Here is a 19176-nt window from a genome sequence, read left to right as displayed (position 1 = left end):
GTGCGCCCGTTCAGCCGGTCACAGCAGCGAGGGGTCCTGCATCAGGATCGCCTGGTACAGGGTGTGCAGCCGCTGGCTCGGCTTGAGGCCCAGTTCCTCGTCGAGCCACTTGCGGGTGCGGTGGAAGATGTCGACGGCCTCGGACTGGCGTCCGCACCGGTAGAGCGCGATCATCAACTGCTCGCTGAACCGCTCGCGTTCGGGATACTGCGCCAGAAGCTGCTTCAGCTCGGCAACGACGACCCCCGCCTCGCCGGCCTGCAGTTGCGCCTGGATCAGATCCTCCCGCGCGGTCTTGCGCTGTTCGTCCAGCCGCAGGGCCACGGCCCGGCAGCGCGGTCCGTCGCTCACGTCGAGCAGGGCGGGCCCGCGCCACATGGCGAGGGATTCCCGCAGCAGCCGGATGGACTCGTGCGGCTCGCGGGCGACCAGGGTGGCGCCCTGCTCGGCCAGCCGCAGGAAGCGGTAGGCGTCGAGGGCCTCCTCGGGCACGTCGAGCATGTAGCCGTTGTCGACGGTGCGGATCAGTCCCTCCTCCCCTTCCGGAAGGCCGAGCTCGGCCAACGACTTCCGCATGCGCCGCACATTCGCCTGCAAGGCGTTCCGTGTGTTCTTCAGCGGGGCCTCGCCCCAGAGTTCGTCGATCAGTTCATCGAAACCGACGACTTGACCAGGATTCAACGCGAGCATGGTCAGCATCACGCGAATCTTCTTCGCCCGCACACCGATGGTTCTTTGACCATCCCCGATCAGCAGCGGACCCAATATGGAGATGTGTACCAAATTCCCGTCCCTACTCATAAAAACCGGTCACAAGCCCCCACCTCGCGACCCACGGGGCGGTCACGTAACCGTGGGTGGGCGCAATCAACGGCGCCCGACACAGGGAAAACGTCCGAGAGTCAGAACTGATCAATTATCAGTCATACCTGGCCGGTTTGGCACTGTACCTTCGTACATGAGCTGGTGAGCCTGGGCTACGAGACCCACCTGAAGACGGGATTCCACTTTCAGCTTCGCCAGGATGCTCGCCACATGGGCCTTCACCGTGCGTTCCGTCACACGCAACCTGACCGCGATCGCGCGATTCGATAACCCTGCTCCGAGCAACGAGAAGACCTGCCTCTCGCGCTCCGAGAGCGACTCCACCTGGGCGAGCTGATACTGCCAACGAGTCGACGGCAGGCCGTCGTCACCGTGCATAAGGGCCACTCCCCGTGATCGCCCCGCTTCCCCCGTCAGCGTGCGCCGGAAACAGTCGGTCGGCTTGTTTCCGTCGAACGCGGGACCGAGTGTAGCGCCCTCCCAACCGAAGTCGCAGACAAAGGACTTCACCGCCGGAATTCACCGGCGGGCCCGGCCCGGACCACGCGAAACGGCCGGGGAGACGGAGTCACCCGTCTCCCCGGCCGCCCCGGGGCGTGGCGCTCACCGCCGAGCGCCCGGCCTCACGACACCGTGGCCCGCCCCGCCACCGTGGCCGGAACACGCATCGGCCGCGTCTCGTCCTGGTGGGCCAGGCGCGAGGGCCACCAGGTCTTCCAGCCGAGCAGCGTCACCACCGACGGCAGGACGACGATCCGGATGAGCGTGGCGTCCAGCAGCACCGCGCAGGCCATGCCCACGCCCATCTGCTTCATCTCGATGAAGTTGAGCGAGGCCAGCAGGGCGAACACGCAGACCATCACCACGGCCGCGCTCGTCACCACGCCGGCGGTGCGGGTGATGCCCTGCTCCACCGCCTCCCGGATGCCGAGCCCGCCGCGCGCCGCCTCCCTGATCCGGCTGATCACGAACACGTGGTAGTCCATCGACAGACCCAGCAGGATCACGAACAGCAGCAACGGCAGCCAGGCCACCACCCTCCCGGTCGACTCGAAGCCCAGCAGCCCCTCCGCCCAGGTCCGCTGGAAGATCAGCGCGAGCACCCCGAAGGAGGCCACGGCGGACAGCACGTTCAGCACCACGGTGATCGCGGCGAGCATCAGCGAGCGGAACGCCGCTGCCATCACCAGGAAGGTGAACACCAGCGCCACCAGCAGCACCCAGGGCATCTTGTCGACGACGTTCGCCCGGTAGTCCACGTCGTAGGCGACGTCGCTGCCGCCCACCGCGTACCGGGCGCCCTCGATCCGGCCGACCGTGGCCGGGGCGATGTCGTCGCGCAGCCGGAACAGGGACTCCTGCGCCTGCCGCGAACTGCTGTCGAAGCGCGTGCCGACGGCGATCGTCGCCACCCGCCCGTCCCGCGAGGTCCGCACCTCGGGGGCCGGGGTGTGCACGAACAGACCGTCGTGCCCGACGCGCTCGACCAGCGCGTCGATCCCCTCGGCCAGCTCCGCGCGGTGGCCCGCGGGCACCCGGACGGCGACCGTGTGCGTGTCCGCCTGGCTCGGGAAGGACCGCGTCAGCCGCTCGTTGGCCTGCATCGCGGGGATCGACCGGGGCAGGTCGTCGATGCCGGTGGCCTTGAGCCGCAGGTCCAGCGCGGGCACGGAGAGGGCGAGCAGCGCGCCGACGGAGAGGACCAGCGCCAGCGCCGGGTGGCGCAGGGCCGGCTTCAGCATCGCCGACCACAGCCGCGGCTTGACGCCGCCCTTCTGGGTGAGCCGCCACACCAGCGGCACCCGCGGCTTGTCCAGGTAGCGGCCGAACTTGGAGAGCATGGCCGGCAGCACGGTCAGCGAGGCGAGCATCGCGATGGCCACCACCAGGACCGCGCCCGTGGCCATCGACTCGAAGGCGATGTGCCCGGCGAGGTAGAGCGCGCCCATGGACGCCATCACCACCAGGCCCGAGATCATCACCGAGTGCCCGGAGGTGGCGGCGGCGATCTCGATGGCGTCGACGTTGTCGGCCCCCAACGCCCGTTCCTCACGCTGCCGTTTGAGGTAGAAGAGCGAGTAGTCGACGCCGATGGCCATGCCCATCAGGACGATGATGTGGGTCACCGGACCGGGGTCGGGCACCAGCTGCGAGGCCACGCCCCACAGGCCGAGCCCGGCGAGCACCGAGGAGATGCCGAGCAGCACCGGGACGCTCGCGGCGACGATCGCCCCGAACACGAAGACCATCACCACCAGCGTCACCGGCAGGCTCAGCACGGTGGCCTTGCCCAGGTCCCGGTCGAGCATGTCGTTCAGGCCCGCCTTGATGGAGCCGGCGCCGACGAGTTCGACGCGTACGTCGGTGTGCGCGTCGCGGACCTTCGCCACCTTCTCCAGCAGCGGCCCGACCCGGTCGGCCGCGGTCTCCGGGTCGCCGGCCAGGGTCACGGGCACGAGCAGCGCCGACCCGTCCGGCGCGAGGACGGGCCGGCCGACGGCGGCGACGCCCTCGACGCCCTTCAGGGCGCTGACGGCCTCGCCCGAGGCGCGCTCGGCGGCGGCCCGGTCCAGGGTGCCCCGGTAGGGCGTGACCAGGATGTTCTCCACCGCGCGGCTCTCCAGACCGCCACTGCGGGCCAGGGCCGCGGCCCGCCCGGACTGCCCGATGGCCAGATCCGAGTCGGTGGCGGACCGGGTGCCCGTCATACCGCCGACCGCCAGGGCACCGAGCACGAACACCACCCAGAGCGTCATCGCCCACCACGGGTGGACGGCGCTCCACCGGGCGGCCCTGGTGATCAGGTTCCTGCCTGCCACGTCTGCTCTCCCCTCCTGGAAAGAAATACCCGGATCACGGGAAACGGGCCGGGGTTTCGGCACCGGCCGGTACATGGGCGCGCTCCTCGCGAACAGAAAACTAGTGAGGGCCCGGAGCGCGATCACGGGTACAAGTACTCCGATGTGGGGGGAGTTTCTTCTACTTGACACCCAACGTGTTCCACACGGAGCCGGATTGTTCTGGCGGGACGTGATACCACATCCGCAGGGACACGGAAAAGGGGCCGTCGCCGAGCAGGGCGACGGCCCCCGCGTACGCGCCGGTAAGCGGTACGTCCTGCACGCGCCAGGTCCCGGGAAGTCCTCCCGTGGGATCGCGGACGGCGGCCTGCCCGGAGAACCGCCCCACGGGCAGCGCCATTCCCTGGGCGAGCCGTCCGCCGGCCGCTTTGACACACGCCTCTTTCCTCGTCCACAACCGGGTGAATGCGCTCCGGCCGTCGCGCGCCACCCAGGCGCTCTCCTCGGCCGGGAAGAACCGCTCGGCCAGGCGCGCCGGGTCCAGTCCGGCACGCGGCCGTTCCACGTCGACGCCCACCGGCCGCGGGGCGAGGGCGAGCAGGGCCAGTTCACCGGAGTGGGACAGGCTGAAGTGCGGTCCGTTGTCCTGCGCGAGCCGCGGTTTTCCCCAGCGGCCCCGGATGAGGCGCACCGATTCCGGGGCCCGGCCGAGCCGTTCCCCGAGGATGATCCGCGAGGCGGCGTGCGCGATGACGAAACGCCGCCGCATTCCCGGTTCCGTGCCCCTCCGCGCGCGTTCCTTCTCGGCGTCGTCCAGGATGTCGTCGAGTTCCGGCGGATATCCTTCCGGATCCGGCCACGAGTCCAGCGGAATACGCCAGATCTCCACCTCGTCGGCATCGGGCACGGGTGCCGGTGCTGGTGTGCCCCGGGCCGGTTCCGGGTTCGTCAGTTCCGGCATGGTCAGTTCCGGCCCACCTTTCCGGTGTGGAGCCCCTGGAACAGGTTGAGTTTCTGGATGTTCCGGGTGCCTTCCATGAACTCCACGCCCCGGGCGTCCCGGGCCCATTTGTCGAGCAGCGGATGGTCGATGCGGGCACCGGGGCCGAAGAAGCCCAGGGCGCGCAGCGTCACCTCCTCGGCGACCTCGCAGGCCCTGGCCTTCGCCGCCGACGCCAGATGGCCGGCGGCGGGCCTGCGGTCCACCGCGAGGGCCGCCCGGTAGGTCAGCGACCGCGCCGCGTCGATCCGCCGGCCCAGCTCCTCGTACGCCTCCCGCTCCGGGCCGCGCAACGACTGCCGGTGCTCGCCGACGTAGTCGTGGGCGGCCCGCGCGATGCCCAGGGCGATGGCGGCGACGCTCGGCCGGAGCCGGTTGAAGACGTGCACGATGCTCCACATGCCGCGCCGGGTCGGCGGCAGATGCGTGCCCAGCACCCGCTCGGCCGGCACCCGCACCCCGTCGAGCCGGATCCGGGTGAGCTGGGCGCCGCGCAGCCCGACCGTGGGCAGCGGCTCGGCGTGGAAACCGGGGTCGGAGGTGTCGACCAGCACCGCCAGCACGCCCAGCCGCTCGGTGCCCGCGACCCGGGCGAAGACGGCGCCCAGGTCGGCGCGGGCGGCGTTGCCGACGTAGCGCTTCTCGCCGTCCAGGACGTACGAGCCGTCGCCCACCGGGGTGAGGGTGCTCGCCATCTCACCGATGGCCGAGCCGCGTTCGGGCTCGGTCAGCGCGAAGCAGGTCCAGCGGGGCCGCTCGGCGAGCCGGCCGTGGACCCACACGCGCTGCTCGGGGGAGCCCAGCACGCCGAGCAGCACCCCGCACATCGACGCACCCGGCGACGCCAGCATCATCCCGGCGTCGCCGCGGGCGAGTTCCTCGCTCACCAGCACCCGCTCCAGGGTGGCCAGTCCGTGCGCGGGCCCGCTTCCGGGGGCCGCGCTCTCCCGGTCCCAGTCGGCCGGCACCTGATGGCCGGCGAGGAACCGTACGGCGGGCAGGTCCAGGTGGCGGTGGATGGCGTCCGGGTCCCGGTCCAGCTCCAGGGCGCCCTGCCGGAGGTCGTCGGCCCACCGGCTCACCTCCCGGTGTGCCGTGGCCAGCGAGGCGGGCAGGCTGATCACGCGTCCTCCCGTGCGGTGCCGGGTCCGGCCGTGCCGTAGGCGTCGGCGAGCAGTTCGGAGGCGTGGGCGGCTGCGCCCGGGCCCTCGGTGGTGAAGCCGTGGGCGCCGAGCAGCCGCAGCAGCGCGCGGTCGACCCGGGTGATCTGCTCCTGGAGACCGGCGAGGTGCCGCTCGTCGTCGGCGGGCCACAGCGGTCCGAGGGGTCCGGCCCGGCCGGTGCTGAGGTCGTCGAGAACGCCCTCGATCTCCAGGTGTTCCAGCAGGACGTCGGCGAGCGTGCCCTTCACCATCTGCTGCAACAGCAGCGAGGTGCCCTCGCTCTGCCGCGCCGCCAGGTGGGCCAGGCAGGCGTCCCGCAGCCGTTCGGACATGCCGAGCCGCAGCCAGGCCAGGGCCCATCCCCACGCGGGCGGGGCGGGTTCGGAAGTCTCTCCGGGCACGGGGCGCAGCACGGCCAGCCCCGGGAGCGGGCCGGCGTCCTCCACACCCTCCGTGCCAGGCGCACCGGGTGCCTCACGCGTGGCCGCCTCCTCCGCCGCGAACTCCTCCAGGAGTTCCTTCGGCAGGACCGCGTGGCCGCGCGGGCCCCGGGGCGGCGCCTTCGGGGACAGGGCGCGGACCAGCAGGGTCAGCGCGGGGACCAGGCCGTCCGTGCGCGCGCTCGTCCGGGCCTGCTCGCCGTGCTCCCGCACCTCGGGCGGAACCGTCATCGTCGTCTCACTCCCCCGTCGTCGTCCGCCCCGGCATCCCGAGGTCGAGCGTGCAGTGCGCCAGCACCGCGCGTTGCGGATCGTGCTCGGCCACGACCACCCGGGCCGGGCCGCCACCCGCGAGGCCGGCCAGCGCCGACCACACCGCCGTGGCCGGCTGCCCGGTGCCGGCCCAGGTCGCCCAGGGCCACACCCCGGGCACGGCGGTGCGCACCCCGGCGCCCGCCACCAGCGGCAGCTCCGCGTCCCACGGCACCGCGGGCCCGGGCGCCGGCCAGGGCCGCTGCCCCGTGCCGTGCACCGGGTCCGCGCCGCCGCCCCACTCGAAGAGCAGCGCCACCGCCACGTCCACGCGGACCGCCGCGGGATGCTCCGCCGGCAGGGCGAACGGCTGGCTGCTCTGGTCGACGGCCAGCACCAGCAGCCGCCGCGAGCCGAGGCGCCGGGCGTACTCCAGCGCCACCCGCAGCGCGCTGAAGGGTGCCAGCATGCCCTGGTCGGACACGCCGAACGTCAGCGGCTCGCCGGGCAGCATGCCCTGCACACAGGACCCGACCAGCTCGGCGTGCTCGAAGTCGGGGGCGGCCGAGGCCACCACGGCCACCTCGGGTGCCTCCTCGGCGGACAGCGGACCCAGTGCGGCGAGCGCGCCCCGGGCCAGCTCCACGGAGGTGCGGCGGGGAGCGGCGGCGAACCCGGCGCGGTCGAACGGCACCCCGTGCGGGGCGCCGAGCTGCCGGAAGAACTCCTCCCGGTCGGCGGCCGGGACGTACGGCGTGCCGGGCCCGGCCGGCGTGTGCCGGCCGGCCCGCAGCAGCCGGGGCACACCGCCCACGGCGCCGGCCGCCGGGGCCGCGGGCCGTACCGGCGCGGTCGCGCGGAACATGCTCAGGCGCCCGCTTCCGCCGCCACGAAGTCGGCGAGCGAACCGACCGTCTCGAAGTGCGTCATCTCCAGTTCCTCGGCGTCGAACTGCGTGTCGAGGATCTCCTCGATGGTGATGAGCAGTTCGAGCGCGCTGCTGGAGTCCAGGCCCAGCTCGTCGAAGAGCCGGACGCCCTCCTCGGCCCCGGTGACGTCCTTGTTCAGCACCTCGGTCAGGCCCTGCCGGACGGCGTCCAGGTAGCGGCCGCGCTCGGTGAGGGTGTTCTCGGTCATGTCGTTCTCCTTGTGGTGGTGGGGAGTTCAGTGGGCACCGGGACCGGCGTCGTACAGCCGCTGGCGGGCGAGCATCGCCTCGCTGTCGTCGCGTTCCCGGATCAGGTGGGCGGTCCCGTCCAGGACGAGGACCTCGGCCGGGTAGCCGTGGCTGAGGAAGTGCACCGGCGAGGCGGTCGGGCCGTAGGCGCCGGAGCGCTGCACGCCGACCAGGTCGCCGGCGCGCAGCGGCGGCATCGGCACCTTCTTGCCGATGACGTCGTTCGGGGTGCACAGCGGCCCGGTGATGTTCCACGGCTCGGTGGGCTGCTCGTCCAGCCGTTCCAGCGCGGCCATCGGGAAGTTGCGCTTGACGTACGAGCCGATGCCGACCGCCGCCATGTGGTGGTTGGTGCCGCCGTCGGTGACCGCGAAGTTCTCGCCCATCGAGGTCTTCGTGTAGCGGACCCGGGTGACGTAGGTGCCGGACGCGGCGACCAGGAACCGGCCCAGCTCCATGATCATGCGGGTGTCGGGGTGCCGGGTGCGGAAGGCCTCCACGACCGGGTTGAGCCGGGTGGTCAGCTCGGCGACGTCCAGGTCCTTCTCGTTGTCGAAGTAGGCGATGCCGAGGCCGCCGCCGATGTCGACGGTCTCCAGCGGGAAGCCGATCCGCTCCGCGAGCCGCTCGGCGAGGTCGAGGATGCGCCGGGTGTTGTCCACGACGATGTCCTCGCCGAGGATGCGTGTGCCCAGGTACGCCTGGACGCCCATGAGGCGTACGGCGTCGTACCGGGCGGCGAGGCCGGGGCCGGCGGCGAGCAGCTGCTCCTCGTCCATGCCGAACTGGCGGGGTTTGCCGCCCATCGTCAGGCCCGAACCCTTCACGGAGAAGGCCGGGTTGACGCGCAGCATCACCCGCGCGGTGACACCCCGCTCGCGGGCCGCCCGGTCGAGGAGCGCGAGTTCGTCCAGGTTCTCGCAGACGATGGCGTGGATGTCCGCGTCCAGGCAGGCGGCCAGCTCGGCGGCGCTCTTGCCGGGGCCGAGGAAGATGATGTCGTGCGGGTCCACCCCTGCGCGCCGGGCGGTGACCAGCTCGGTGAGCGAGGACACCTCGGCGCGGGCGCCGCTGCGGTGCAGCAGGGCGCACACGGAGATGTTGGGGTTGGCCTTCAGGGAGTAGAAGACCTCCAGGGCGGGGTGCAGGCGCGTGCGCAGGTCCCGGAAGCGGCCGGTGATCTCCTCACCGTCGTACACGTACAGCGGGGTGCCGAACTCCTCGGCGAGCCGGCTGACGCTCAGGCCCTGCACCTCGAAGGCGTCGCTCATGGTCAGCTCCGTTCCGTCAGGGCCGCGAGGCGGCGGGTGATGTCCGTGTCGAGGGCCTGGATCTCCGTGTCGGAGGAGGCGAGGAGCACGCCGTACAGCCGTCCCTCGAAGCCGTTCCCGCCGGCGTCGGCGGCCGCGGCGTTGACGGTGGCGTAGTTGTTGACGAACAGGCCGTGCGGGTGTGCGCCGGGCTCGGTGAGCAGCGTCGGTCCGAGCAGCTCGCGCAGTTCTTCGAAGGGCAGCTGGCGGTGCGGGCGCACGGTGAAGTGGCGGGCGACGGCGATGTCGTCGGGTCCGGCCAGGACCTCGTGCACCACGGCCTGGTAGGTGGACATGTTGTTCCGGGCGTTGATCTCCACCACGGGGTAGAGGCCCTCGTCCGGGTCGACCATCGCGTCGACGCCGACGACCCCGAAGTAGCCGTCCGCGGCAAGGCGTTCGCCCAGCCGGTGGGCGGTCTCGCGGATCTGCGCCACCTGCGGCCCGGTGAGCCGCGCGGGCATGCGGTGGCCCTTGTGGACCCCGCCCTCGGTGAGCAGTTCCTTGACGAAGTCGAAGTGCACACCGCCGTCGCGGTCCACGGTGAACTGGTAGTTGAGGTCGGCCCGCTTGGCCACCCACTCCTCGATGACCAGCGCGGTGCGCACGGCGGTGCCGGCGGCCCGTGCCGTGCGCTCGGCCTGGGCGGCGGCCATGCGGTGCAGCCGCGCCAGCGTCCGCTCGTTGTCGACCACGACGATGCCCTTGCCGGACACCCCGAACGCGTCCTTGACCACGACCCGGTGCCCGGCGGCGAGCAGTTCGCCGGCCGCGGCGACCGCCGCCGCCAGCTCCTCCAGGGTCTCGCAGGCCCAGCCGCGCGCCTGCCGGATGCCCAGCTCGTCGGCGAGCCGGCGGCTGTAGACCTTGCTGTTGACGTGCTTGCAGCGGCCGGCGGGCGGGGCCGCGAGCCGCAGCCCGGTCCGCTCGGACAGCTCCTCCTCCACCGTGGAGATGCCGTGGGCGGTCAGCCGGGCGCCGTCGGCGGCGAGCGCGGTCAGGGTGCGCAGCAGGTCCGGGTCGGCGAGGGTGTCCTCGCTGACCGTGCGCCGGGGTTCCTGCCCGGCGACCACGTGCACGGTGGGCAGGGCGAGGCCGAGCCCCTCCAGGTAGGCGCGGTAACCGTCCTCCACGGCGGTCTTCAGCACCACGTGGTCGTCCTTGCCGCCGAGCAGCAGCGCGAACTCGTCCATGCGGTTGACGACGGCGCTGCCCGCGTGCGCGGCGACCCGGGGCAGGGCGGGCTCGCCCAGGGCCCACTGGTTCTCCACCTCGAAGTTGCCGAAGAACACCAGCGGGGTGCCCGCGTCACCGGTGACGGCGCGCTTGAGCCGGCCGGTGAAACCGGGGGACGGTGATTGCATGTCGACCTCTTGAATCTCTCGGGTGCGCGGCGGCCGGCGGGGCCGCGGGCGCACCGGGTTCGGCGCGGGCTCGCGGGCTCAGTGCTCGAAGACCATGGCGGCGAAGGTCGCGCCCAGGCCGACACTGGTCATCAGATAGCGGTCGCCGGGACGCAGCCGGCCGACCTCGGTGGCTCTCTGCAGGTTGATGAAGGGATCGGCGCAGAAGCAGTGCCCGGTGTGCGGCACCAGGTCGAGGAAGACCCGCTCCAGGGGCAGTCCGAGGGTGCGGCACACGCCGATCCAGGACAGCCGGTTGACGTTGTGCGGCAGGACGAGGGCCAGCTCGTCGAGGGTGCAGCCGGCCTCCTCCAGGGCCGCCGCGATGACCTCGCACAGGCCGGGCCCGTACCGGTCCTGGAAGTCGGCGGCGGCCTCGGCGCCCATGATGAACTCGGTGCCGAACCGGCTGTGGGTGCGGGCGGCGTAGCCGAGCATCCGGTTGCGCCCGGTGCGGTCGGCGCTGATCAGCAGCGCGGCGGTGCCCTCGCCCATGACGGTGACGTCGGGGATGGACTGGTTGTGGCCGGTGCCGGCCTTCTCCCCGGTCAGGACGAGGGCGAGGGCGTCCGGGTCGGGGTCGGCGGCGAGCAGGGTGCCGGCCAGGTCGACGGCGAGCAGGCCGGAGGCGCAGGCGTGCTGGGAGACGACGAACGCGGTGGCGTGGCGCAGCCCCAGTTCGTCCTGGACCGGGCCGAGCGAGGTCAGCGGGTACGGCAGCGGGGCGGGCATGGTGCGGGCCTGGAGCACGTACCTGACCCGCTCCTCCTGCCCGCGCAGCTCCGCGAGTTTGGCCACGGCGCGCAGCAGCAGCCGCGTCTCGTCGGCCTCCGGGTCGCGGCACACGTCCGACAGCCCGTAGAAGCGCTGGTAGCGCCGCAACTGGACGTCCGTCAGCCCGAGTTCGCGGTGGAACCGGGCGATCGGGATGGTGTCGGGGAGGGCGCTGGAGACTGCCACGATCGACGTCATGCCCACCACCCTCGCGTCCACCGCTGACGATGGACTGAAACATTGCTGACCGTTGTCGCGGGCGGCCGGCAAGGGGCGCTTCCGGACGGGTGAGGTCCGGATACGGCCGAGTCCCGCCCGTCGAGGACGGGGCGGGACTCGGCGGGGTCAGCGGGTGCGGCTCAGTGGAAGAACCGGTGCGGCTCAGTGGAAGAAGTGGCGCGTCCCGGTGAAGTACATCGTCACGCCCGCCTTCTTGGCGGCCTCCACGACCTGCTCGTCCCGGATCGAACCGCCCGGCTGGACGATCGCCCGGACACCGGCGTCGATGAGGATCTGGGGGCCGTCCGGGAAGGGGAAGAAGGCGTCGGAGGCCGCGTAGGCACCCCGGGCCCGCTCCTCGCCGGCCCGCTCGACGGCCAGCTTGCAGGAGTCGACGCGGTTGACCTGGCCCATGCCGACGCCGACCGAGGCGCCGTCCTTGGCCAGCAGGATCGCGTTGGACTTCACCGCGCGGCACGCCTTCCAGGCGAAGGCGAGCTGGGCCAGCTCGTCCGCGTCCAGGGCCTCACCCGAGGCCAGCGTCCAGTGGGCCGGGTCGTCGCCCTCGGCCTGGAGCCGGTCGGCGACCTGCAGCAGCGCGCCGCCGTCGATCGGCTTGACCTCGACCGGGTGCGCCGGGCCGTCGGGGCAGCGCAGCACGCGGATGTTCTTCTTCTTGGTGAGGGCCTCCAGCGCGCCCTCCTCGTAGTCCGGCGCCACGATGACCTCGGTGAAGATCTCCGCGACCTGCTCGGCCATCTCCTTGCTGACCGGCCGGTTCACGGCGATCACACCGCCGAACGCGGACAGCGGGTCACAGGCGTGCGCCTTGCGGTGCGCCTCGGCGACGTCCGCGCCGACGGCGATGCCGCACGGGTTGGCGTGCTTGATGATCGCGACACAGGGCTCGGCGTGGTCGTACGCGGCACGGCGGGCGGCGTCCGTGTCCGTGTAGTTGTTGTACGACATCTCCTTGCCGTGCAGCTGCTCGGCCGCCGCGAGCCCGCCCTCGCCGGAGGTGTAGAGGGCGGCGGGCTGGTGCGGGTTCTCGCCGTAGCGCAGGGTGTGCGCGCGCTCCAGGCTGGAGGCGATGAAGTCCGGGAACCGCGAGTCGTCCGCCGGGGCGTAGGAGGAGGCGAACCAGGAGGACACGGCGATGTCGTACTCGGCCGTGTGCCGGAAGGCCTCGGCGGCCAGCCGCTTGCGGGCGGCGAGGTCGAAGCCGCCGTCCTTCACCGCGGCGAGGACGTCCGCGTACCGCTCCGGGCTGGTGACCACGGCCACCGACGGGTGGTTCTTGGCGGCGGCGCGGACCATGGACGGGCCGCCGATGTCGATCTGCTCCACGCACTCGTCGTCCGAGGCACCGGAGGCGACCGTCTCACGGAACGGGTAGAGGTTGACGACGACCAGGTCGAACGGCTCCACGCCCAGCTCGGCGAGCTGCTCGCGGTGGCTGTCCAGCCGCAGGTCGGCGAGGATGCCGGCGTGCACCTTCGGGTGCAGGGTCTTCACCCGGCCGTCCAGGCACTCCGGGAAGCCGGTCAGCTCCTCGACCTTGGTCACGGGGACGCCGGCGGCGGCGATCCGCCCGGCCGTCGACCCGGTGGAGACCAGCTCCACACCGGCCTCGTGCAGCCCGCGGGCCAGCTCCTCCAGGCCGGTCTTGTCATAGACGCTGACGAGCGCGCGACGGATGGCCCGCTTGTTGCTCTCGGCGGTCACTGGATAACTACCTTTCGTCCCTCGATGCGATAGCCGTTGCGGGCGAGCCGCCCCACGACCTCGACGAGCAGCCTTCGCTCGACTTCCTTGATGCGCTCGTGCAGCGCGCTCTCGTCGTCCTCGTCCCGCACCTCGACCACGCCCTGGGCGATGATCGGGCCGGTGTCGACGCCGTCGTCGACGAAGTGGACGGTGCAGCCGGTGACCTTGGCGCCGTACGCGAGCGCGTCACGGACTCCGTGGGCCCCCGGAAAACTGGGCAGCAGGGCCGGGTGCGTGTTCACGAACCGCCCGCCGAACCGCGCGAGGAACTCCTTGCCGACGATCTTCATGAAGCCGGCGGACACCACGAGGTCGGGCCGGTGGGCGGCCACCGCCTCGGCGAGGGCGGCGTCCCACTCGTCCCGGGAGCCGTGGTCCTTGACCCTGCACACGAACGTGGGGATGCCGGCGCGCTCGGCGCGGGCCAGCCCCTCGACGCCGGTGCGGTCCGCGCCGACGGCCACGACCCGGGCGCCGTACGCCTCGGCGCCGACGGCGGCGATCTGGTCCAGCAGCGCCTGCAGATTGGTGCCGGAGCCGGAGACCAGCACGACGAGGCGCTTGACTGCCGGGCCGGCGGAGGTGGCGGCCACGATGGGGCCCTTTCTGGGGTTGCGATCCGTGTACGGCCGGTTTCGTACGGCCGGTTTGTACAGTCGTACGAATGCTTCGCGCCCCCGGATACGGGGAAGTCTACGAAGCGGCCGACCGTCAGCAACGATACCGGCACTCGGGAAGGGGCCCTCGGGACGGGTGGGCGGCCGGACGGTAGCGTTCGCACGGAGTCACGAAGGAGCAGCCTCGGGAACCGGGTCGTCGTGCGGTGCGTTCACGGGGTGGAAGCTCATCCGGACAGCCGTAGTCACCTAGGGGAAGACGCTCTTTTGATGCCCGATCGCAGCCTGCGACTCCTCACGTTCCCGCCGCGCCCTGCCCAGGGAGGCGAGCGTGGCGCCGCACTGCTGCGGGAGCGTCCGACCTCGCCGCCCGCGAAGTCGCCACGGGGTGGTTCCGGCCAAGGGGGCGCCGGGCAGGGAGGCTCCGGACATGGTGGTTCCGGGCAGGGCGCTCCCGGATGGGGCGGCTCGGGGCACGGTGGCTCCGGGCCGGATGGTGGGCGGCAGGACGACAACCCGTTCGCGCCACCGCCGGAGGGTGCTCCGGACCAGCCATGGCGGCCCCGTCATCACGGGGGCCCCTCCGGCACGGGGCACGGACATGGTCACGGCCAGGGCCCGGGCCAGGGCGGTCAGGGGCCGGGGCACGGGCCCGGTCCGGGGTACGGCCACGGACCGGGGCAGGGTCAGGGGCCCGGCGGGCAGCCCGGCGGCGGGCAGGGACCCGGTGGCCACTCCCCCTGGGGCAGTCAGTGGAGCGATCGGCAGCCCGGCCGCTCCCCCGACGGCTTCGGCCAACGCCCGGGCGGCGACCCTCAGGGCCCCGGCGGACCAGGCGGCCCCGGCATGCGCTGGGACCCGACGGACCCGGCCCAGCGCCGCGCGCGGTACGCCCTGCTCTCCGGCATGTGGGCGGTCTTCTTCGCCCTGTTCAGCTGGCCCTACGTAGCCCTGCTGCTGGGCGCGCTCGCCCTGTACTGGGGCATCAGCGCCCTGCGCGCCAAGCCGCGCCGCCCGTCCCCGGACGCCCCGGCGGCCCCCGGCGCCCCGGGTGCCCCTGCTGCCCCGGCCGGCCGGCCGCAGACCACGGCGGCCGTCAGCGGCCTGGTCACAGCGGGCCTGGCGCTGGTCCTGGTGGCCTCCACCTTCACCGTCCAGCTCGTCTACCGGGACTACTACACCTGCGTCAACGACGCCCTCACCCACGAGGCCAAGCAGTCCTGCGACACCCTGCTGCCGCGTGAGCTGCGGGGCGTGCTGGGCACGTCGAACAGCTGAGGGCTCTCACTCGGAGGAGCCCGCTCGGGGGTCGGGGCCGAGGCCCGGGCCGATGTCGGGGCCGGTGCCGGGGCGGGACTCAGGGCGCCGGCCGGCGTCGGGCTCCGGCTGAGGCTCCACCTGCGTCCCAGGGCGCGCTTCCGGGCGCGTCCCGGTGTGCTCCATGGGTGACCGGGGTGCGGTGTCGGGGGCGGCGCCCTCGGGGCCGTTCCCGCGGGAGGTCTCCCGGGCGTCCTCCCCGGTTCCCGCCGCCTGCTTCAAGGCCGCCCAGCGGGAGGCGCGGGCGGCGTCGTCGTGCCAGCCCGCGGCGAACGGCTCGGCGGCCGGATCCGGAACCGGCGCGGGGACCGGAGCCGTGACCGGCGCGGGGACCGGAGCCGGGTACGAGGTCGGGAACGCGTCGTCGGCGGGAAGGACCTCGTACAGGTCCTCCTCCTCCGCTCCGGTCACACCGGTCACCGCCCCCGCCCGAGCGGCCGTACCCGCCCTGCCGTCCTTGCCCCGGCCCCACACCCTGAGCCTGCCCGCCGGGTCCCCGCTCCCGGTACCGCCGTCGGCCGTGGCCGGCGCGCCCTCGCCGCGCCCGGTTTCACCGGCCGCCCCGCCCGGGTCCCGGCCCGTGGTCCCCGCCACCCCTGCGTCTTCCCCAGCCCCCGCCTCGACGCCCTCTCCCGTCCGCCCCGCCTTCCCCGCGACCGCCGGCATCACGACTGCGCCGTCGCCCTTCCCCGCGACCACCGGCGTCACCACCCCGGCACCGCCCTTCCCCGCGACCGCCGGCCCTCCGGCCGTCGGCGTCGCCGCCCCCTTGCCGGCCGGTGCCTCCTTCAGTGCCGTGGCCCCCGGCCCCGAGCCTTCGGCCGGGGTGCCGTCGTGGCGCCGCAGCCAGGTGCGCAGCCGCCAGGCGCGGGCGATCAGGGCCACCGGCAGCGCGAACACCAGCGTCCAGGCCCCGGCCGCGCCCCCGGTCCGCCACCACGGCGGGCCGAGGCGGGACAGCGCGGCGACGCCCAGGGGGCCGCCCGCCAGCGCGGCGAGCAGGGCGAGGGCCGCCGCGCAGACCAGTGCCGTCAGCAGCACCACCCCGGCGGTACGGCCGGCCGACCAGCGGGCCCGCGCCGGTCCCCCGGCTTCCGGCCGGCGCACGGCCGCCCGCGCCACGAACCACCCCGCCGTCATCCCGGCCACGGCCGGCACCACCCCCGCCGCCCAGTTCTCCGGCGTACCGGCGCCCGGCTCCGGCACCGCGGCCAGCAGCGGGAACGGCGGCAGCAGCGGGGCCGGGTCGGAGGCGAGCGGGTGCACCAGGTGCCCGGCGCCGAGGAGGAAGCCGGGGCCGAGCGCGTACGAGGCGGCCCAGACGGCCGCGTTGGGGACCAGCGCGATTCCGAGCAGGAGTACGGCGAACCGTCCCGTCCAGCCCTGTGTCAGCTGGAGGAAGGAGGCCCGCGCGGGCTCGCCGTGCCACACCAGTGACACCGCGACCAGCAGGGCGCCGCCCCCGAACAGCACCGTCGTCGCGGCTCCGGCCGCGCGTACGGCCGCGCTCAGCCGCGCCCACTCGTCCGTGCCGAACACCAGCCGCCGCACCGGTCCCGGCACCACCACCAGCGCGCTCAGCACGGGCTCGCGCGGACGGCCGTACGCCGACCACACCCCGGCACCGGCCGCGCCCGCCGCGACGAGCGGCAGACACACCGTCACCCAGATCCACCCCGGGCGCAGTTCACCCCGGGCGCAGTACAGCGCCGCGGCGACGCCGACACCCAGATAGCCGAGGACCACGCCCGTCCACGCCGTACGCGCCCGCACCGGTGGCGGGCCGTCCGGTTCGGCGGGCGCGTCGGTGGCGTCCCGCGCCGCCCGGTACAGCAGCCACAGCGGCAGTGCGAGCAGCAGGAGCGGGGTGACGCCGACGGGCATGGGCGCGCCGGAGAGCGTGTCGGTGCGGGTCAGTTCCACGCCGTGCGCCAGCAGCCACAGGGCGGCGGCGATGTGCAGTGCGCCGTCCGGTCCGCTGTCCGGGTAGGGCGAGCTGACCCACAGCATCATCACGAGCACGGCGAACGAGGCGAGGCCCAGTCCGGCCGCGACGGCACCGCCCAGCAGGCTCGCGCCGAGTCCGGGTGAGCGGTCGCGCATGCGGTTGGCCACGGGTGACATCGAGGAGCGGCGAACGGTCATCTGGATCACGCTCGCCATGCTCCCAACGACACGCGCTTTCCCGTCGTAACAGGCGAACCTCCGAAGTGTCGCTCAATATACGTTTATGTTCTTTTTCGTACAGAAGGGTGCATCGTGACGACACTGAGTCCCGAGCCGACGGCCCCTCAGAACCGTCCCCCCCAGACGTGCCTGACGACCGAACAGACGCCCTCGCTGACCCCCGCTCAGGCCTTCGACGCGCTGTACGCCTTCTGCGCGCCCGCCCTCGTGCGCCAGACCTATCTGCTCACCGGGCGCCGGGAGCTGGCCCGCGAATCCGTGGAGCGGGCCTTCCAGCTGGCCTGGCAGCGCTGGCCCGAGGTGGCCCGGGACCGTGACCCGGCCGGCTGGGTCCGGGCGGTCGCGTACGACTGCGCGCTCTCCCCCTGGCACCGCTTCCGCCCCCGCTACCGCTCCCCGGAACCCCCGCCCGCCGACCCGGCCGACCAGGCCCTGCTGAACGCCCTGCTCAGGCTGCCGGCGTCGTACCGGCGCACGCTCGTGCTGTACGACGGTGTGGGCCTCGACCTGCCGGAGACGGCGGCGGAGACGGAGTCGAGCACACCGGCCGCCGCGAGCCGGCTGCTCCACGCCCGGGAGGCGGTGGCCGCGCTGCTGCCGGAACTGGCCGATCCGGAAACGCTGCACCGCCGCATGCTCGAACTGTCCTCCAGGGAGCGGCTGCGCGCGGAGAAGTCGACGACGGTACGGACCGGCAGCGAACGCCGGAACGTCTTCTGGACCCGCGCGGCCATCGCCTTCACCGTGACGATCATCGGCGCGACCACGCTCACGCTCCGCACCGCACCGACGCGCTACGAGGCCCCGGTCGCACCCGCGCAGGCGGTACAGGGCGTTCCCCCACCGGCCGGGCTGGGCCCGCTCTCCCGGCACGAGCAGGAACTGCGGACGAAGCTCCACCGGTCGGAGGCGAGCGGGCCGGAGAGGCTGGCTCCGGAACCGAAGTGAGCGGTGACGCCCCAGGAAACGGCGGTAGGCCCGCCCCGGTGAGGGAACGGGCCTACCGACTGTGGAGAGGGGAGGTCAGGCGCTGAGGATCTCCCGGGCCAGCTTCGCCGTCTCGGTCGGGGTCTTGCCGACCTTGACGCCCGCGGCCTCCAGGGCCTCCTTCTTCGCCTGGGCGGTACCGGACGAGCCGGAGACGATGGCGCCGGCGTGGCCCATGGTCTTGCCCTCGGGCGCGGTGAAGCCCGCGACGTAACCGACGACCGGCTTGGTCACGTTCTCCTTGATGAACGCGGCCGCGCGCTCCTCGGCGTCGCCACCGATCTCACCGATCATCACGATCAGGTCGGTGTCGGGGTCGTCCTGGAACGCGGCCAGGGCGTCGATGTGCGTGGTGCCGATGATCGGGTCGCCACCGATGCCGACAGCGGTGGAGAAGCCGATGTCGCGCAGCTCGTACATCATCTGGTACGTCAGCGTGCCGGACTTCGACACCAGGCCGATGCGGCCCGGCTTGGTGATGTCACCCGGGATGATGCCGACGTTCGACTGGCCCGGGGTGATGATGCCGGGGCAGTTCGGGCCGATGATCCGGGTCTTGTTGCCCTTCTTGCCGGCGTAGGCCCAGAAGGCGGCCGTGTCGTGCACGGCGATGCCCTCGGTGATCACGACGGCCAGCGGGATCTCGGCGTCGATGGCCTCGACGACCGCGTCCTTGGTGAACTTCTCCGGCACGAAGATGACGGAGACGTTGGCGCCGGTCTTCTCGATGGCCTCCTTGACGGTGCCGAAGACGGGTACCTCGGTGCCGTCGAAGTCCACGGTCTGACCCGCCTTGCGCGGGTTCACGCCGCCCACGACGTTCGTGCCGTCACCTAGCATGAGCTTGGTGTGCTTCATGCCGGTGGCGCCGGTCATGCCCTGGACGATGACCTTGCTGTCCTTGTTGAGCCAGATAGCCATGGTGGTTTGAGTCCTC

General features: G+C 72.9%; 17 protein-coding genes. 2 read left to right on the top strand and 15 right to left on the bottom strand.

Annotation, left to right across the window (positions count from 1 at the left end; all coding sequences use genetic code 11):
• Positions 1 to 18: 18 nt before the first annotated feature.
• The 13 genes from C3492_RS40955 to purN all read right to left on the bottom strand — a co-directional run bounded on the left by C3492_RS40955 (position 19) and on the right by purN (position 13724).
• Positions 19 to 699 carry an AfsR/SARP family transcriptional regulator gene (locus C3492_RS40955; protein ID WP_103817672.1) on the bottom strand — a complete coding sequence of 227 codons (681 nt, stop codon included), beginning with the start codon at positions 697 to 699 and terminating at the stop codon, positions 19 to 21.
• Positions 700 to 912: 213 nt separating this feature from the next.
• Positions 913 to 1203, bottom strand: coding sequence for a response regulator transcription factor (locus tag C3492_RS40945; RefSeq protein ID WP_103817671.1), 291 nt, complete (start codon positions 1201 to 1203; stop codon positions 913 to 915).
• A gap of 245 nt (positions 1204 to 1448) precedes the next feature.
• Positions 1449 to 3644 carry an MMPL family transporter gene (locus C3492_RS40940; protein WP_103817670.1) on the bottom strand — a complete coding sequence of 732 codons (2196 nt, stop codon included), beginning with the start codon at positions 3642 to 3644 and terminating at the stop codon, positions 1449 to 1451.
• A gap of 160 nt (positions 3645 to 3804) precedes the next feature.
• The gene (locus tag C3492_RS40935; RefSeq protein ID WP_103817669.1) at positions 3805 to 4587 is read right to left on the bottom strand and encodes a 4'-phosphopantetheinyl transferase superfamily protein; all 783 of its coding nucleotides are present in this window, start codon (positions 4585 to 4587) and stop codon (positions 3805 to 3807) included.
• A 2-nt stretch (positions 4588 to 4589) separates the two neighbouring features.
• The gene (locus C3492_RS40930; RefSeq protein ID WP_103817668.1) at positions 4590 to 5750 is read right to left on the bottom strand and encodes an acyl-CoA dehydrogenase family protein; all 1161 of its coding nucleotides are present in this window, start codon (positions 5748 to 5750) and stop codon (positions 4590 to 4592) included.
• Positions 5747 to 6460 (bottom strand): hypothetical protein, encoded by a 714-nt coding sequence (locus tag C3492_RS40925; protein WP_103817667.1) that lies wholly within the window; start codon positions 6458 to 6460, stop codon positions 5747 to 5749. The genes C3492_RS40930 and C3492_RS40925 overlap by 4 nt, the downstream gene beginning before the upstream one ends.
• Before the next feature lie 7 nt (positions 6461 to 6467).
• Complete coding sequence (locus tag C3492_RS40920; protein ID WP_103817666.1) at positions 6468 to 7346, bottom strand: hypothetical protein; 879 nt, start codon at positions 7344 to 7346, stop codon at positions 6468 to 6470.
• A gap of 2 nt (positions 7347 to 7348) precedes the next feature.
• Positions 7349 to 7618 carry an acyl carrier protein gene (locus tag C3492_RS40915; protein ID WP_103817665.1) on the bottom strand — a complete coding sequence of 90 codons (270 nt, stop codon included), beginning with the start codon at positions 7616 to 7618 and terminating at the stop codon, positions 7349 to 7351.
• 27 nt (positions 7619 to 7645) lie between these two features.
• Positions 7646 to 8929 carry a type III PLP-dependent enzyme gene (locus C3492_RS40910; protein WP_103817664.1) on the bottom strand — a complete coding sequence of 428 codons (1284 nt, stop codon included), beginning with the start codon at positions 8927 to 8929 and terminating at the stop codon, positions 7646 to 7648.
• A gap of 2 nt (positions 8930 to 8931) precedes the next feature.
• The gene (locus C3492_RS40905) at positions 8932 to 10332 is read right to left on the bottom strand and encodes an ATP-grasp domain-containing protein (RefSeq protein WP_103817663.1); all 1401 of its coding nucleotides are present in this window, start codon (positions 10330 to 10332) and stop codon (positions 8932 to 8934) included.
• Positions 10333 to 10410: 78 nt separating this feature from the next.
• Complete coding sequence (locus C3492_RS40900; protein WP_103817662.1) at positions 10411 to 11352, bottom strand: 3-oxoacyl-[acyl-carrier-protein] synthase III C-terminal domain-containing protein; 942 nt, start codon at positions 11350 to 11352, stop codon at positions 10411 to 10413.
• Positions 11353 to 11526: 174 nt separating this feature from the next.
• Positions 11527 to 13089: a bifunctional phosphoribosylaminoimidazolecarboxamide formyltransferase/IMP cyclohydrolase gene (gene purH / locus C3492_RS40895; RefSeq protein WP_103817661.1), complete on the bottom strand. Its 1563-nt coding sequence runs from the start codon at positions 13087 to 13089 to the stop codon at positions 11527 to 11529.
• Entirely contained in the window at positions 13086 to 13724 is a 639-nt protein-coding gene (gene purN / locus C3492_RS40890) for a phosphoribosylglycinamide formyltransferase (RefSeq protein WP_103817660.1), read from the bottom strand. Before purN ends, purH begins: the two co-directional genes overlap by 4 nt.
• Positions 13725 to 14018: 294 nt before the next feature.
• On the opposite strand from purN, the gene C3492_RS45015 reads away from it, so the two are divergent.
• Positions 14019 to 15026, top strand: a complete 1008-nt coding sequence (locus C3492_RS45015; RefSeq protein WP_181140818.1) for a hypothetical protein — start codon at positions 14019 to 14021, stop codon at positions 15024 to 15026.
• A gap of 6 nt (positions 15027 to 15032) precedes the next feature.
• Here the strand turns inward: C3492_RS45015 and C3492_RS46745 are convergent, their stop codons facing one another.
• The gene (locus C3492_RS46745; protein ID WP_308461184.1) at positions 15033 to 17228 is read right to left on the bottom strand and encodes a DUF6350 family protein; all 2196 of its coding nucleotides are present in this window, start codon (positions 17226 to 17228) and stop codon (positions 15033 to 15035) included.
• Positions 17229 to 17324: 96 nt separating this feature from the next.
• On the opposite strand from C3492_RS46745, the gene C3492_RS40865 reads away from it, so the two are divergent.
• Entirely contained in the window at positions 17325 to 18200 is an 876-nt protein-coding gene (locus C3492_RS40865) for an RNA polymerase subunit sigma-70 (RefSeq protein WP_103817659.1), read from the top strand.
• A 75-nt stretch (positions 18201 to 18275) separates the two neighbouring features.
• Here C3492_RS40865 and sucD read toward each other — a convergent pair whose 3' ends face one another.
• On the bottom strand, positions 18276 to 19160 hold the full coding sequence (sucD, locus tag C3492_RS40860) for a succinate--CoA ligase subunit alpha (protein WP_103817658.1): 885 nt from the start codon (positions 19158 to 19160) through the stop codon (positions 18276 to 18278).
• Between the last annotated feature and the right edge of the window lie 16 nt (positions 19161 to 19176).

The organism is Streptomyces sp. Ru62, from assembly GCF_002920615.1.
GTDB lineage: Bacteria > Actinomycetota > Actinomycetes > Streptomycetales > Streptomycetaceae > Streptomyces.
The sequence above is the reverse complement of the archived record's forward strand: the minus strand, read 5'-3'. Positions and strand labels throughout refer to the sequence as shown.